Below are 15683 nucleotides of genomic sequence, written 5' to 3' on the forward strand. Positions count from 1 at the left end.
ATCAAACGCCTTCGGGGGCGCGGGTGTGCCAGTCGGTGACCTGCTGGTACTGGTGCGCGATGTTCAGCAGCTTGGCTTCGGCAAAATAGTTGCCGATGATCTGCAGGCCGACCGGACGCTTGGCGTTTTTTTCACCCTGGCCAAAACCGACCGGGATCGACATGCCCGGCAAACCGGCCAGGCTGGTCGACAGGGTGTAGATGTCGGCCAGGTAGTTGGCCACCGGGTCGTTCGACTTCGCACCCAGGTCCCAGGCCACGGTCGGGGCCACCGGGCCCATGATCACGTCGCACTTGTCGGCAAAGGCGGCCTGGAAGTCGTCGGCGATCAGGCGGCGGATCTTTTGCGCCTGCACGTAGTAGGCGTCATAGTAGCCGTGGCACAGCACGTAGGTGCCGACCATGATGCGGCGCTGGACCTCGCGCCCGAAGCCTTCGGCGCGGGTCTTGCGGTACATGTCTTGCAGATCCTTGTACTCGGCAGCGCGGTGGCCGTAGCGCACGCCGTCGAAGCGCGACAGGTTCGACGAGGCTTCGGCCGGGGCGATGATGTAGTAGGTCGGGATCGACAGCGCGGTCTTCGGCAGCGAAATCTCCACCAGGCTCGCGCCCAGTTTCACGAACTGGTCCAGCGCGGCGCGCACCGCCTGCTCGACGTCCGCCGCCAGGCCTTCGCCGAAGTACTCCTTCGGCACGCCGATGCGCAGGCCGGTCAGGGGCTGGTTCAGGTCGCGGGTATAGTCCTCGGGCACGTTGCCCTGTTCGACGGTGAGGCTGGTCGAGTCGCGTTCGTCGAAGCCGATCATGTCGTTGAGCAGCAGGGCGCAGTCCTCGGCGGTCTGGGCGATCGGGCCGCCCTGGTCCAGCGAGGAGGCAAACGCGATCATGCCGAAGCGCGAGACGCGGCCGTAGGTCGGCTTGATGCCGGTGACGCCGCAGAAGGCGGCCGGTTGGCGGATCGAGCCGCCGGTGTCGGTCGCGGTGGCGGCCGGCGCCAGGCGCGCGGCGATCGCGGCGGCCGAGCCGCCCGAGGAACCGCCCGGCACCGCCAGCGGGTCCCAGGGGTTCTTCACCGCGCCGAAGCTTGAATTCTCGCTGGCCGAGCCCATCGCGAATTCGTCGAGGTTGACCTTGCCCAGCGTGACCATGCCGGCGCGGTTGAAGCGCTCGACCACGGTGGCGTCGAACGGGCTTGCATAATTGGCCAGCATCTTCGAGCCGGCTGTGGTGCGCCAGCCACGGGTGACGAAAATATCCTTGTGCGCGATCGGCACCCCGGTCAGCGGGCCGGCGCTGCCGTCGGCGATGCGGGCGTCGGCGCTTGCCGCCTGCGCCAGCGTGCGCTCGCGGTCCACGTGCAGGAAGGCGTTATGGCCGCTGGCGTCGATGCGGTCGAGATAGTGGCTGGCCAGTTCGACGCTCGAGACCTGCTTCGATTGCAGGAGCGCGGACAGCTCTTTGATGGTCTTGTTGTGCATGTGCGTGTCGATTCTTGAAAACGTTGGCGTGCGGTGGCGCGACTTCGGGCGCGCTTACTCGATGACCTTCGGCACCAGGTACAGGCCGTCCTGGGCCTTCGGCGCCGGCGCCTGGTAATCCTCGCGGCGGTTCTCTTCGGTCACGACGTCGTCGCGCAGGCGCAGCGGCAGCGCCATGATGCTGGCCAGCGGCTGCGACAGGGGCGCAACGCCGGTCGTGTCCACCGCCTGCATCTGCTCGGCCAGTGCGAAGATGCCGTTCAACTCGGCCAACGCGGTTTGCGCGTGGGCTTCATCCATTTCGAGCTGGGCCAGGTTGGCGATGCGTTTTACGTCTGAAAGTGTCAGGGACATGGCAAAGAGCGCGGCTTGGCGCCGCGTGCAAAATGTGGTTGGGCTAATAACGAATGTTGGCAAGCGGTCAGCGAACGGCGCGCTACGTCCGATAAAACCTTGGAAACACCGTCGATCTCGCTGTGGAAATGGGGTCGAAAACCCCCCGTATTCAGCATTTAATCAACAAATTATAAGGTAGAATGGCGGGCTAATGCGCTGTCGGGCTGAAAGGGCGCCCGCCGCAGGAAAAGACCGCGCCGCACAGGCTCCAGCCGGGCGGGCGCGGCGAGAACAATCCCGATCACTATTGACGCGCGCCCCGACGCGCAATCAGGACACACATGTTTGGTTTTTTACGCAGCTACTTCTCGAATGACCTGGCGATCGACCTCGGCACCGCCAACACCTTGATTTATGTGCGCGGCCTGGGCATCGTCCTCGACGAGCCCTCGGTGGTCGCGATCCGCCAGGAAGGCGGCCCGAACGGCAAGAAGACGATCCAGGCAGTCGGCAAGGAAGCCAAGCAGATGCTGGGCAAGGTACCGGGCAACATCGAAGCCATTCGTCCGATGAAGGACGGCGTGATCGCCGACTTCACCGTCACCGAGCAGATGCTCAAGCAATTCATCCGCATGGTGCACGACTCGAAGTTCTTCCGTCCGTCGCCGCGCATCATCATCTGCGTGCCCTGCGGTTCGACCCAGGTCGAGCGCCGCGCGATCCGCGAATCGGCGCTGGGAGCGGGGGCCTCGCAGGTCTACCTGATCGAAGAGCCGATGGCGGCCGCGATCGGCGCCGGCCTGCCGGTCTCGGACGCGACCGGCTCGATGGTGGTCGACATCGGCGGCGGCACCACCGAGGTGGGCATCATCTCGCTGGGCGGCATGGTCTACAAGGGCTCGGTGCGCGTCGGCGGCGACAAGTTCGACGAAGCCATCGTCAACTACATCCGCCGCAACTACGGCATGCTGATCGGCGAACAGACCGCCGAAGCGATCAAGAAAGCCATCGGCTCGGCCTTCCCGGGTTCGGAAGTCAAGGAAATGGAAGTCAAGGGCCGCAATTTGTCCGAAGGTATTCCGCGCTCGTTCACCATCTCGAGCAACGAGATCCTGGAAGCCCTGACCGACCCGCTGAACCAGATCGTCTCGGCCGTGAAGAACGCGCTGGAGCAGGCTCCGCCGGAACTCGGCGCCGACATCGCCGAGAAGGGCATGATGCTGACCGGCGGCGGCGCGCTGCTGCGCGACCTGGACCGCCTGCTGATGGAAGAGACCGGCCTGCCGGTGCTGGTGGCCGAAGACCCGCTGACCTGCGTGGTGCGCGGTTCGGGCATGGCGCTCGAGCGCATGGACAAGCTGGGCTCGATCTTCTCGTACGAATAAAAAACGATCAACATCGGTGGTGCAGCCGATATCAAGGCGGGCAGGGCGTGCGGCATGTCGCGCGCGTCTGCCCGCCTTGACGTTGGCACGCCGCGCAGTCTAGACAGGACGCCAACCAGGACATGGAATACAGTCCTCCGCCGCTTTTCAAACAGGGAGCCCCGGCACGGGTCAAGGCGATCGTCTTCGCCCTGATTTCGGTGCTGCTGCTGGTCGTCGACGCGCGCTACCACACCCTCGGTTCGGTGCGCCAGGTGGCCGCCACCGTCCTGTACCCCCTGCAGATGGCCGCCCTGCTGCCGCGCGAAGCGCTCGGCAACATGGCCGGCTACTTCTCGTCGATCTCCACCCTGCAGAAGGAAGTCCGCGATCTCAAGACCCAGCAGCTGGCGCAGGCCAGGATCCTGCAGCAGGCGCAGCTCCAGATGGCCGAGAACGCCCAGCTGCGGCGCTTGATGGATGCACGCGCCCACCTGCCGGTCCAGGCCCAGATGACCGAGATCCTGTACGACGCGCGCGATCCGTCGACCCGCCGCATCGTGGTCGACCGCGGCTCGCGCGACAATGTCGTGCTGGGCCTGCCGGTGATCGACCATGCCGGCGTGGTCGGCCAGGTCACGCGCGTGTTCCCGTTCACCTCCGAAGTCACGCTGCTCACCGACAAGGACCAGGCGATACCGGTGCAGGTGCTGCGCAGCGGCCTGCGCAGCATCGCCTACGGCCGCGGCCAGTCCGGCCTGCTCGACCTGCGTTTCGTGGTGGCCAACACCGACATCCAGGTCGGCGACGTGCTGGTCACCTCCGGACTGGACGGCATGTATCCGGCCGGCCTGGCGGTGGCCACGGTGGTGCAGGTCGAGAACGTCGCCGCCGGCGCGTTCGGGCGCGTGGTCTGCCAGCCGCTGGCCGGCATCAACCGCCACCGCCAGCTCCTGATCATCATGTCGCAGTCGAACCTGCCGCCCAAGCCGAAGGCGGCAGCGCAGATTCCGGCCACCACCGCGCGCCGCAAGCTGCCGGACATGGCGCCGCTGCCGCCGCTGCCGCTGGCGCCGAATCCGCTGCCGCCGCAGGCGCCGCCGGCGGGGCAGGGCACGGCCGCAGCGCCGGCCAACGGCGTTAGCGGGCTGCCGGCCCAGCCGCAGCCTGCGGCCCAGCAGCGTCCCGCCGCGCCGGCCGCCGCGGTCCAACAGGGAGGCACGACCAATGCCCGGTAACCGTCCACATTACATCCTGCTGCCCGTCAGCCCGCTGTTCATCACCTTCAGCCTGGTCTGCGCCTTCATGCTCAACCTGCTGCCGCTCGGCCGCTGGGTGGGTGCGCCCGACTTCGTCGCGCTGGTGCTGGTGTTCTGGGGCATCCACCAGCCGCGCAAGGTCGGCATCGGCGTGGCCTTCGTCATGGGCCTGTTGATGGACGTGCACGACGCCAGCCTGCTGGGCGAGAACGCGCTGGCCTACACGCTGCTGTCCTACCTGGCCATCATGATCCACCGCCGCGTGCTGTGGTTCCCCGTGATGACCCAGGCCATGCACGTGTTCCCGCTGCTGCTGCTGACGCAGGCGGTGCAGGCCTTCGTCCACTTCACGGCCTCGGGCCGCTTTCCGGGCCTGCTGCACTTCGCCGAGAGCGTGGTTGCCGTCGCCCTGTGGCCCGTGATTACCTGGCTGCTGCTGGCGCCCCAGCGCCGCGCCGTCGACCGTGACCATACCCGTCCGATCTGATACCTCAAGCTACGCCGTGACCGAGTTCAAGGACAACGACCGCGAGATCCACCTGTTCCGCATGCGCCTGACGGCGCTGGTGGGTCTTGTCTTCATCTGCTTCGGCCTGCTGGTGGCGCGCTTCGTCTGGCTGCAGGTGCTGCGCCACGACCAGTTCGCACTGCAGGCCGAGGGCAACCGCATCGCGCTGGTGCCCATCGTGCCCAACCGCGGCCTGATCGTGGACCGCAACGGCGTGGTCCTGGCGCGCAACGAATCCGGCTATACGCTCGAGATCACGCCGTCCAAGCTGCAGGCCAACATGGAATCGGTGATCGACGAGCTGTCCAAGCTGGTCGAGATCGACGCGCGCGACCGGCGCCGCTTCAAGCGCCTGGTGGAAGAGTCGCGCAGCTTCGCCAGCGTGCCGCTGCGCACCCGCCTGAGCGACGACGAGGTGGCGCGCTTCACCGCGCAGCGCTTCCGCTTCCCGGGCGTGGATGTGCAGGCGCGCCTGTTCCGCCAGTACCCGCTGGGCGAGAGCGCCTCGCACGTGATCGGCTACATCGGCCGCATCAACCAGAAAGAGGCGGCCCGGCTCGAAGAGGATGGCCAGGATGCCAACTACAACGGCACCGAGCATATCGGCAAGGAAGGCCTGGAGAAGAAGTACGAGAGCTACCTGCACGGCACCACCGGCTATGAGCAGGTCGAGCGTACCGCCGGCGGGCGCGCCATCCGTACGCTGTCGCGTACCGCGCCGGTTCCGGGCAGCAACCTGATCCTGTCGGTCGACATCGAACTGCAAAGGGTGATCGAGGAAGCCTTCGGCGATCAGCGCGGCGCGCTGGTGGCGATCGAGCCCGCCACCGGCGACGTGCTGGCCTATGTCTCGCGCCCCGGCTTCGACCCCAACCTGTTCGTGGACGGCATCGACACCCAGAGCTGGAACGAACTGAACACCTCGCTCGACCGTCCGCTGATGAACCGTCCGCTGTCGGGGACCTATCCGCCGGGCTCTACCTTCAAGCCCTTCATGTCGCTGGCCGCGCTCGAGATGGGCTTTCGCAAGCCATCCGACGCCATCCGCGATCCCGGCTTCTACGTGCTGGGCGGCCACCGCTTCCGCGACGACAAGCCCGGCGGCCACGGCGTGGTCGACATGTACAAGTCGGTGGTCGAATCCTGCGACACCTATTACTACCAGCTCGGCAACGAGATGGGCATCGACAACATCTCGAACTTCATGCAGCAGTTCGGCTTCGGCGAGCTGACCGGCATCGACCTCGAACACGAAAAGACCGGCGTGCGCCCGTCCAAGGAGTGGAAGGCGAAGCGCTTCAAGACCCGCGCCGCCAGCAGGTGGCAAGGCGGCGACACCATCTCGATCTCGATCGGGCAGGGCTACAACAACTACACCATGATCCAGCTGGCCCACGCGGTCGCCAACCTGGCCAACGACGGCGTGGTGATGAAGCCGCACCTGGTCAAGCTGATCGAGGACGGCGCCATCAAGCAGCGTGCCGAGACGGTGCCGAAGGAAACCCGCCGCATCGCGCTCAAGCAGGAAAACATCGACTTCATCAAGCGCACCATGGTCGGCGTGACCCAGGAATCCAACGGCACCGGGTTCCGCGCCTTCGCCGGCGCCGGCTATGTTTCGGCGGGCAAGACCGGTACCGCGCAGGTGATCGGCCTGCGCGGCGGCAAGTACAACGCCAACAGCATCGACGAGCGCCACCGCGACAATGCGCTGTATGTCGCGTTCGCGCCGGCCGAGAATCCGCGCATCGCGCTGGCGCTGGTGGTGGAGAACGCCGGCTTCGGCGCCGCTTCCGCCGCGCCGATCGCGCGCAAGGCGCTCGACTACTACCTGCTGGGCAAGCGTCCGGCGCCGCCCAAGCCGAAGGAGGCGCCAGTCGTCGCCAGGCCGGCGGGCAGCGCCCCCGCCGCGCCGATCGTCCAGGCCGCCGCCGTGCCGGCCAGGTCGTCCGCACCCGCCACCAGAAAGGAATAAGCCATGGCGCACATTCCAGAACGCCGCTCGCTGCGGCGCCGCCTGCGTCCGTACTTCACCGTGTTCGACTGGCCGCTCGGCCTGGTGCTGTTCATCCTGATGATGACCAGCGTGATCACCATGACCTCGGCCGGCGCCGAATTCCCGGACCGCGTCGAGCACCAGATCCGCAATTTCATGCTGGCCTTCGGCATCATGTGGATCGCGGCCAACGTGCCGCCGCAGACCTTGATGCGGCTCGCCGTGCCGATCTATACGCTCGGGGTCACGCTGCTGATCGCGGTGGCGCTGTTCGGCATCATCAAGAAGGGTGCGCGGCGCTGGCTGTACGTCGGCGTGGATATCCAGCCGTCCGAGATCCTGAAGATCGCGACACCGCTGATGCTGGCCTGGTATTTCCAGCAGCGCGCCAACGCCAACACCTGGAAGACCTATCTGGTGGCCGCGGCGCTGCTCCTGATTCCGTTCGCCCTGATCGCCAAGCAGCCCGACCTCGGCACCGGCCTGATGGTGTTCGCCTCGGGTTTCTACGTGATCTTCCTGGCAGGCCTGCCGTGGAAGGCCATCGCCGCGTTGGCGGTGTCGGGCGCCGCGGCGCTGCCGATCGCTTGGTCGATGCTGCACGACTACCAGCGCGAGCGGGTGATGACCCTGATCGACCCCACCTCCGACCCGCTGGGCAAGGGCTTCCATATCATCCAGTCCGAGATCGCCATCGGCTCCGGCGGCTTGATGGGCAAGGGCTACGGCCAGGGCACGCAAGGCGCGCTGGAATTCGTTCCCGAGCAGACCACCGACTTCGTGTTCGCCGTGTACTCGGAGGAGTTCGGCCTGGTCGGCAACCTGTTCCTGCTGTTCGTCTACCTGATGCTGATCGGCCGTGGCCTGATGATCGCGGCGAACGCGCCGAACACCTTCTCGCGCCTGCTGGCCGGTGCGATCACGATGATGTTCTTTACGTATGCTTTCGTCAACATGGGCATGGTGATCGGTATCCTGCCGGTGGTCGGCGTTCCGCTACCGCTCATGAGCTATGGCGGAACAGCCTTCATCACGCTCGGCCTCGGCGCTGGTATATTGATGAGTATCCAAAGACATCGTAAACTAGTGCAGACGTAATTTAACAAGGATCGCGCATGGCCGTTCCAAGAAAACAACTTGCTACGACCATTACCGCGGTCATTGCACTGGCAAGCCTCGCCACCGGCTGCAGCACCACCGACAGCGGCGAGCGCAAGAGCCTCATCCCGCTGCCCTGGAAGCATCCCAAGGCAAAAGTTGCCGACGTACCCAAGCTGCCGCCGGCCAGTTCCGGCCGCGGCGGCTACTACAAGGACGACGGGCCCGGCCTGAACCCGCCGGCCGGCCTGATGGACCTGCCCGACGCCGTGGTCAAGGCCGAACCCTATGCCAAATGGGCCAACCGCCCGTATTCGGTGTTCGGCCAGACCTACACCCCGATGCTGCACGACGACCCCTTCGTCCAGCGCGGCGTCGCCAGCTGGTACGGGGTCAAGTTCCACGGCCAGAAGACCTCGTCAGGCGAGCTCTACGACATGTACAAGATGACGGCGGCCCATCCGACGCTGCCGATTCCCTCGTATGCGCGCGTGACCAGCCTCGAAACCGGCAAGTCGATCGTGGTGCGCATCAACGACCGCGGGCCCTTCCATGCCAGCCGCATCGTCGACGTCTCCTACACGGCCGCCCTGAAACTGGGCCTGTTGGGCAAGGGCAGCCACGAGGTCGAGCTGGTGCGCCTGTTCCCGGACGACCCCATCCGCATGGCCTCCGAGCGCCGCAGCGCCACCTCCGAAGCGCAGTCGGCGCCGCCCGAGATCGCCGCGCTGATGCTGGAAGACCGGGTGCGCACCGACAGCGCGGCAGTGGCTCAAGTGACGCAGCTCGTCCCCAAGCTGGTGCCGCGCGGCAGCTTCTACGTGCAGCTCGGTGCTTACGGCCGTGCCGGTACGGCGCAAGCCATCGGCGAGCGCCTGGCCGGCGCCGGCGTCGAAGTCGGCAAGCTGGAAGTGGTGAAGGTCGGTGCGGTGAACCGCCTGTATGGCGGGCCGTTCGAGAGCCGCGAGCATGCGCTGGAGGCGGCGCGCGCGGTACCGTCTTCATTCGGCCTGAAGCCGATCGTGGTCAAGCGTTAGGCTTGCAGCCCTTGCCAGGGGGCGGCACCACCGGACACCTGCTTACTTGCACTGGCTGAGCTGGACGCCCGAAAAATCGTCGGCAATCCGCGCCACGCGCGACCGTTCTTCCGGCGTCAGGTCGCGCAAGCGCCAGGCCGCGCGCGTGCCCTGCGGACCGCGCGGCAGCACGCGCACGCCGCGCACGCCCCGTTTCGCCAGCGCCGTGGCCAGGCCCTGCGCGGCCGACTCGGTCTTGAACACGCCCAGCGACACCGCCCACCTGAGCGGCGAGTCGCCCTGCATCACGAAGAAGTTCTCGACGCCTTGGTCCTTCAGTTCGGCCACGCGGCGGTCGGCGCCTTCCTTGCCGCCGCTCGGGGGCAGGTAGACCAGGTGGCTGGTGACTTCCTGGAAGGGGACACTGGTGCGCGACACGCGCTCGCCCAGGCCGAGGCGGGCAATGCGGGTCTCGAAGCGGCGCGCGTCGCCGGCCGCGAAGGCGCCGGCCTGGGTGCAGGCGATGGTCTGGACCACCGGCGCCTGGGCGGGCGGCGCTGGTTCCGCCGGCGGCGCGGCTTGCGCAGGCGCCGCTGCCGGGACCTCGGCCGCCGCGCGCGCCTCGGCCGCGCTGAGCATCACCATGCGCCCGGGGGCCAGCTGGTTCTTCAGGCGCTGCGGCTCGCGCTCGCCGCCCTGGACCTTGCCGAGGTAGCCCTGGCCGTAGGCGAACAGCGCGGCGTTCGCCGCCAGCAAGGCCCAGAATACGAATTTCAACAAGTGTGCTCTCCCTTCGATGGGGTGGCCGCCGCGTGCAGGCCGACCAGCACGATGTTATCGACCACCCGGTGCGCAAACTTGAGCACCGGCGAGATATACGGCGCCGCCCCCCCCGACACGATGCAGGCAGTCGCGCCGTGCGCCGCGCAGGCGCGCTCGATCGCGCCGGCCTGGGCCGACAGGACCCCCGAGACGATCGCGTCGTCGGTGTTGTCGCCGAACAGCGGAGGAGGCGCCGCACCAGGCGCCACCTGCGGCAGCTGGGCCGTATTGCGGGCCAGCGAGCCGGCCATCAGCGCCAGCCCGGGCAGGATCATGCCGCCGATGAAGCGGCCGTCGGCAGTGACGGCATCGACCGTGGTCGCGGTGCCGCAGGTGGCCACGATCAGGTCCTGGCCGGGCGCCAGCGCACGGGCGCCAATGGCGGCGGCGAAGCGGTCGCAGCCCAGCTGGGCCGGATTGCGGTAGCCGTTGCGCAGTCCGGCGCGTTGCTCGCTCGCGGCGAACCATTCGACCTGCGCGCCTTCGGGCAGGGCCGCGGCGATGCGCTCGCGCAGGGCCATGCCGGCGACGTTCGAGACGATGGCGCGCGCCACGCCGGCGCGGCGCCAGGCCGCGGCCGCAGTCCCGAGCCCGGCATGCGAGACCGCATCATGCAGCGTCCACGCGCCGGGCGCCGCCTCCGGCGCGGCGATCGCCCATTTGATGCGGGTATTGCCCGCGTCGACCAGCAGCAGCATGCTCACTCCTTCACACGCAATGAGACGTCGCCGGCCAGCACCGGCAAGCGACCCTCGGCCGTGTCGAGCAGCAGCCGGCCCGTGTCGTCGACGCCGGCGGCCAGGCCTTCCTGCAGCACCCGGCCGTGGTCGAGGATGACGACGCTGCGCCCCTGCCAGGCATGGCGCAGGTTCCAGCGCGCGCTGAAGGCGCCGAAACCCGCGCGCGCGAACAGGCGCAGCGCGTCGGCGAGGGCGTCGAGCAGGGCCGCCATCAGGACGTCGCGGTCCATGCGCGCCAGCCAGGGCGCGCCGGCGGCGCTGCGGCCGAGGGTCGCCTCGACTTCGTCGGGCATGACCAGGTTCAGGCCGATGCCGATCACGGCCCAGGTGCCGCCACCCGTGGCGGACTGGGTCTCGACCAGGATCCCGGCCAGCTTGGCGCCGTCCTTGAGCACGTCGTTCGGCCACTTGAGCTGGACCTGCACGCCCAGCTGGCCCAGGGCGTCGGCCAGCGCCACGCCGACCGCGAGTGGTAGTCCGGTGAGCTTGTGCGGGCCGCCGTCGAACTTCCAGGCCAGCGAGAAGGTCAGCGCGAAGTTTCCCGCCCCCGCGCTGGAGGACAGCCAGCTGCGCCCGGCGCGGCCACGCCCGGCGGTCTGGCGCTCGGCGACCAGCAGCACGGGGTCGGCCAGTTGTGGCGCGCGCGCCAGCAGGTCGGCGTTGGTCGAGCCGGTCTCCGGCACGACCTCGACCTGTATCCCCGCGCGGGACAGCGAAGCGATCCGGGCGCCGTTCATGCCTGCTCCCGGCGCGGCTTGGTCGGCGCGCGCGAGAACGCCAGGTCGAACAGGGGGTTGGGCAGCAGGCGCAGCAGCTTGGCCACGGCGCCCATCTGCCAGGGCAGCACGCGGTAGCTGGCGCCGCGCGCGATCACATTGGCGGCACGAAAGGCGAAACGCTCGGCGGGCATCAGGAAAGGCATGGGAAAACGGTTGTTGCGGGTCATGGGTGTGTCGATGTAGCCGGGGGCGATGGTCACCACCTTGATGCCGGACGCACGCAGCTCCAGGCGCAGCGATTCGCAGTAGCCGTGCACGGCCGCTTTCGACGCGCAGTAGGCGCCGGCGCCGCGCATGCCGCGGATGCCCGCCACGCTGCCGATGCCGACCAGGCGGCGCGGGCCCTGCTGGGCTTTCATGGTGGCGATGAAGGGTGCGAAGGTGGACACGGTGGCATTCACGTTGGTGGCGAACACGGCGTCGAATACCGCCAGGTCGGCCGGGCGCTCGGTGAGCGTGCCGTGCGAGATGCCGGCACAGGCGATGACGATGTCGGCGCCGCCATGGGCGGCGATGAAGTCGGCGGCGGCGGCGGCGAGCGCGTCGCGCTCGAGCACGTCCACCGCGTAGATGCGGTGGCGTTCCGGGTGGGGCAGGCCGGCGACCAGTTCTTCGAGCAGGGATTGGCGCCGCGCCAGCAGGCCCAGGCAGGCGCCGCGCGCCGCGTATTCGCGCGCCAGTGCCGCGCCGATGCCGCTCGATGCGCCGGTGATGAACACCCGGTCCGCGCGGCCCGGCATGCGGGTCATTTCCTGTCTGCTTTCGCCCGTGCGACCAGCTTGTCCATCACCTGCAGGGTTCCGGCAAGCGCGGCCTCTCCCGGCGTGCCGGCTTCCGACACCATGCCCGGCGAGGTCAGGAAGCGGCCGTCGATGGCGATCATGGGCCAGTGGGTGATGCGGTAGGCTTCCATCATGGCCTGTGCGCGGCGCAGCTTGGCCTGCACGCCGAACGAGCGGTAGGTGTCGATGAAGCGCGCGCGGTCGATGCCGGCGCGGCTGGCCCAGTCGAACACCTGTTCGTCCTGGGCCAGCGGCAGGCGCTCGACGTGCATCGCATCGAAGACCTTGCCGTGGTACTGGTCGAGCAGGCCGAGCGACTCGAGCGTGAAGAACAGGCGCTGCTGCGCCGCGACGGCCGCGCCGCGCGGCACGTGCACGCGGCGGAACACGATGTTGTCGCCCTGCTTCCTGACCCACTCGGCCAGCTGCGGCTCGAACGCGTAGCAGTGCGGGCAGTAATAGGCGAAGAATTCCAGCACCTCGACCTTGCGGCCGCTGTCGGTCGGCTGCGCTTCGGGCAAGGCCTGGTACTCGGCGCCTTCCCTGGGCCGGTCCGGCGTGCCGGAGGCAGGGGCGGCTGCTGCCATGCCGGACAGGGCGAGCAGGGCGGAGCAGCACAGCAGGCGGCGAAGCGGATTCATGCGATTCCTCGGTGGCGGGATGGATCAGCGCTGGTTGCGGACGATGGCGACGTCGATGCCGCTGTCGAGCAGCTTGGCGCGCGCCCTGTTCATGGCTTCCGGTCCGCTGTAGGGGCCGACGCGTACGCGATGCAGCACGCCGCTGTCGGTGCTGCGGTCGCTGATCGCGGCTTCGAACCCGAGCAGGGCCAGCTTGGCGCGGGTGTTCTCGGCGTCGGACATCTCGCGGAACGCGCCGGCCTGCAGGTAGTAGATATAGCCGTCGGCGCCGGCCGGGACCGCGGCGGTCGCCGAAGGGGCGGGCGCGGAGGCGGGTGCGGGCGCTGCCGGCGCGGCGGACTGGGCCGGCTCCGCCTGCATGCCGGCAATGGCCTGGCCCAGCGGGTCGGCCGCTTCGGCGGGCGCCTCCGGCGCGGCCGGCGCCGGACGGCTGGCGCGTTCGGCGATCTGGCGGTTCGCTTCGCGCGCCGCGTCACGGTTGCCGTACAGCGGCTTGTTCGGGTCGTTGGCCTGGCTGGGCGCCAGGTCGGCCGGGCGGCCCATCTTGTTGGACCGGTCGGTGAACGGCGACTGGCCCTTGGTGATCACGAGCGCGACCGCCACGGCAATCGCCAGGCCGATGATCAGGCCGACGATGATGCCGGTCAGGGTGCTGCCGCGCTGGCGCAGCGGAGAAAACGAGCGGAGAGCGGTCATGTTGCGCTTCATGTCGGGGTCAGGCCTGGTCTTCGGTGGGGGTATCGGTCGGGGCGCGTTCCATCTTGGCCGGGGCGGACACGCCGATCAGGGCCAGGCCGTTGCGCAGCACCTGGCGGGTGGCCAGGGCCAGGGCCAGGCGCGCCAGCCTCAAGGGCTCGTTGTCGTCGAGCAGCCACTTGTGGGCGAAATAGTAGCTGTGCAGCTCGCCGGCCAGCTCGCGCAGGTAGAAGGCGACGTGGTGGGGGCTCAGCTCGAGTTTCGCGCGTTCCAGCATCTCCGGGAAGGCGGACAGCTTGGCCAGCAGGCTCGCTTCGTGCGGCTCCGTGAGCAGCGACAGGTCGGCCCGCGCCAGCTGCGATTCGTCGCCGCCCCAGTTGGCCAGCGCCGAGCAGATGCGGGCGTGGGCGTACTGCACGTAGTAGACCGGGTTCTCGTCCGAGGTCTTGAGCGCGACGTCGACGTCGAACACGAATTCGGTGTCGGCTTTGCGCGAGATGAGGAAGAAGCGCACCGCGTCGCGGCCGCGGGTGACGTCGCCGTTGCCCGACCATTCGATCAGGTCGCGCACGGTGACGTAGGAGCCGGCGCGCTTGGAGATCTTGACCTCTTCGCCGTTCTTCATCACGGTGACCATCTTGTGCAGCACGTAGTCGGGATAAGCGCGCGGGATGCCGATGTTCACCGCCTGCAGCCCGGCGCGCACGCGCGCGATGGTGCCGTGGTGGTCGCTGCCCTGCACGTTGATGGCCTGGTCGAAGCCGCGGCGGAATTTCTGGATGTGGTAGGCCACGTCCGGCACGAAATAGGTGTACGTGCCGTCGGACTTGCGCATCACGCGGTCCTTGTCGTCGCCGTAGTCGGTGGTCTTGAGCCACAGCGCGCCTTCGCTCTCGTAGGTGACGCCGGCATCGACCAGCGCCTGCACGGCCGCGTCCACCTTGCCGTCGGCATACAGCGAGGACTCGAGGTAGTAGTTGTCGAACTTGACGCCGAAGGCCTGCAGGTCCTGGTCCTGCTCGTTGCGCAGGTAGGTCACGGCGAAGCGGCGGATCGATTCGATGTCGTTGGTATCGCCGCTGGCGGTGGCTGGCGCGCCGTCGCTGGCCGACACGGTCTTCTTCGCCATGAAGTCGTCGGCGATGTCCTGGATGTAGTCGCCGTTGTAGGCCGATTCCGGCCACTCGAGGTCGCCCGGACGGAAGCCGCGCGCGCGCGCCTGCACCGAGGCGGCCAGGGTGGCGATCTGCACGCCGGCGTCGTTGTAGTAGAACTCGCGGGTCACCTCGTGGCCCTGCGCTTCGAACAGGGAGGAGAGGGCGTCGCCCAGCGCGGCCTGGCGGCCGTGGCCGACGTGCAGCGGGCCGGTCGGGTTGGCCGACACGAATTCGATGATCGCGTGGTGGCCCTGGCCGGAAGCGCCGCGGCCGAAGGCCTGGCCCTGCTCGAGCACGATCCTGACCACCGACTGCTTGGCCTGGGGGGCCACGCGCAGGTTGATGAAGCCGGGACCGGCCACGTCGGCCGACTCGACCAGGCCGGCGGCGCCCGGCTCGGCGAGCAGGGCGGCGACCAGGCGGGTGGCCAGTTCGCGCGGGTTGGTCTTGAGCGGCTTGGCCAGTTGCATCGCGATGTTGCAGGCGATGTCACCGTGGCTCGGGTCGCGCGGGCGCTCCAATACGACGTTTGGCGTGAGATCGGTGCCGGCGACGATCGGCGCGAGGGCGGCCTGGAACAGGGCAACGATGTGTTGTTTTTGTTGGACGAGCATGGGATGTCGGTCTGATAATGGTGCGGACGATGAGGCAGGGCCTGGAAGCAGGCAAACAGCTGCCATTATACTGAATCGGCAATGCCTGGTTCAGGGATGCATGGAATAAGTTCACTCGTCGCAAGTGACGAATGCGCAACTGATGATTGCTTAAGCGGTACCAAAGGCTAAGCCGTTACAATGAGCGTCTTTTTCGACCGTATTGACCCTGCCATGACCGACAAGCGCCCGACGCTCACCCTGAAACCGACAGCCAGGCCGGCGCGTTCTCCTGCGCCGCGCAACGGGGCGCAGCCGGCGCGGCCTGCCGCCAAGGCGGAGCAGGAGCGCGATGCCGCCGGTTCCAGGCCGACCTACCGCCCCTCGCCCGAACGCGAAGCCGCCGCCGCGCGCCGCGA

At 68.2% G+C, this 15683-nt stretch carries 15 protein-coding genes; 6 read left to right on the forward strand and 9 right to left on the reverse strand.

Going from position 1 to position 15683, the window contains the following annotated elements; translation table 11 throughout:
- Position 1: 1 nt before the first annotated feature.
- Together gatA and gatC are read right to left on the reverse strand one after the other, a co-directional pair.
- On the reverse strand, positions 2 to 1477 hold the full coding sequence (gene gatA / locus IM543_04865) for an Asp-tRNA(Asn)/Glu-tRNA(Gln) amidotransferase subunit GatA (GenBank protein ID QOY95207.1): 1476 nt from the start codon (positions 1475 to 1477) through the stop codon (positions 2 to 4).
- 54 nt (positions 1478 to 1531) lie between these two features.
- Complete coding sequence (gatC, locus tag IM543_04870; GenBank protein QOY95208.1) at positions 1532 to 1831, reverse strand: Asp-tRNA(Asn)/Glu-tRNA(Gln) amidotransferase subunit GatC; 300 nt, start codon at positions 1829 to 1831, stop codon at positions 1532 to 1534.
- Positions 1832 to 2154: 323 nt separating this feature from the next.
- On the opposite strand from gatC, the gene IM543_04875 reads away from it, so the two are divergent.
- The 6 genes from IM543_04875 to IM543_04900 all read left to right on the forward strand — a co-directional run bounded on the left by IM543_04875 (position 2155) and on the right by IM543_04900 (position 9075).
- Complete coding sequence (locus IM543_04875; GenBank protein QOY95209.1) at positions 2155 to 3198, forward strand: rod shape-determining protein; 1044 nt, start codon at positions 2155 to 2157, stop codon at positions 3196 to 3198.
- 122 nt (positions 3199 to 3320) lie between these two features.
- The gene (gene mreC / locus IM543_04880) at positions 3321 to 4415 is read left to right on the forward strand and encodes a rod shape-determining protein MreC (GenBank protein ID QOY95210.1); all 1095 of its coding nucleotides are present in this window, start codon (positions 3321 to 3323) and stop codon (positions 4413 to 4415) included.
- Positions 4405 to 4923: a rod shape-determining protein MreD gene (mreD, locus tag IM543_04885; protein ID QOY95211.1), complete on the forward strand. Its 519-nt coding sequence runs from the start codon at positions 4405 to 4407 to the stop codon at positions 4921 to 4923. The genes mreC and mreD overlap by 11 nt, the downstream gene beginning before the upstream one ends.
- Before the next feature lie 16 nt (positions 4924 to 4939).
- Positions 4940 to 6919, forward strand: a complete 1980-nt coding sequence (mrdA, locus tag IM543_04890) for a penicillin-binding protein 2 (GenBank protein QOY95212.1) — start codon at positions 4940 to 4942, stop codon at positions 6917 to 6919.
- A gap of 3 nt (positions 6920 to 6922) precedes the next feature.
- The gene (gene rodA / locus IM543_04895; GenBank protein QOY95213.1) at positions 6923 to 8038 is read left to right on the forward strand and encodes a rod shape-determining protein RodA; all 1116 of its coding nucleotides are present in this window, start codon (positions 6923 to 6925) and stop codon (positions 8036 to 8038) included.
- A gap of 17 nt (positions 8039 to 8055) precedes the next feature.
- Positions 8056 to 9075 (forward strand): septal ring lytic transglycosylase RlpA family protein, encoded by a 1020-nt coding sequence (locus tag IM543_04900; protein QOY95214.1) that lies wholly within the window; start codon positions 8056 to 8058, stop codon positions 9073 to 9075.
- Positions 9076 to 9117: 42 nt separating this feature from the next.
- Here IM543_04900 and IM543_04905 read toward each other — a convergent pair whose 3' ends face one another.
- Genes IM543_04905 through IM543_04935 form a run of 7 tightly spaced genes read right to left on the reverse strand, consistent with a single transcriptional unit; the run spans position 9118 to position 15285 of the window.
- Entirely contained in the window at positions 9118 to 9834 is a 717-nt protein-coding gene (locus IM543_04905) for an SPOR domain-containing protein (protein QOY95215.1), read from the reverse strand.
- On the reverse strand, positions 9828 to 10574 hold the full coding sequence (locus IM543_04910) for a type III pantothenate kinase (GenBank protein QOY95216.1): 747 nt from the start codon (positions 10572 to 10574) through the stop codon (positions 9828 to 9830). Before IM543_04910 ends, IM543_04905 begins: the two co-directional genes overlap by 7 nt.
- 2 nt (positions 10575 to 10576) lie before the next feature.
- Positions 10577 to 11353, reverse strand: coding sequence for a biotin--[acetyl-CoA-carboxylase] ligase (locus IM543_04915; GenBank protein QOY95217.1), 777 nt, complete (start codon positions 11351 to 11353; stop codon positions 10577 to 10579).
- On the reverse strand, positions 11350 to 12135 hold the full coding sequence (locus IM543_04920) for an SDR family oxidoreductase (GenBank protein ID QOY96523.1): 786 nt from the start codon (positions 12133 to 12135) through the stop codon (positions 11350 to 11352). The genes IM543_04915 and IM543_04920 overlap by 4 nt, the downstream gene beginning before the upstream one ends.
- 5 nt (positions 12136 to 12140) lie before the next feature.
- On the reverse strand, positions 12141 to 12818 hold the full coding sequence (locus IM543_04925) for a thiol:disulfide interchange protein DsbA/DsbL (protein ID QOY95218.1): 678 nt from the start codon (positions 12816 to 12818) through the stop codon (positions 12141 to 12143).
- Positions 12819 to 12842: 24 nt separating this feature from the next.
- The gene (locus IM543_04930; protein ID QOY95219.1) at positions 12843 to 13514 is read right to left on the reverse strand and encodes an SPOR domain-containing protein; all 672 of its coding nucleotides are present in this window, start codon (positions 13512 to 13514) and stop codon (positions 12843 to 12845) included.
- 19 nt (positions 13515 to 13533) lie between these two features.
- Positions 13534 to 15285 (reverse strand): arginine--tRNA ligase, encoded by a 1752-nt coding sequence (locus IM543_04935; protein ID QOY95220.1) that lies wholly within the window; start codon positions 15283 to 15285, stop codon positions 13534 to 13536.
- Positions 15286 to 15683 lie beyond the last annotated feature (398 nt).

Origin of the sequence: Massilia sp. UMI-21 (genome assembly GCA_015277795.1) — a bacterium.
GTDB lineage: Bacteria > Pseudomonadota > Gammaproteobacteria > Burkholderiales > Burkholderiaceae_D > Telluria.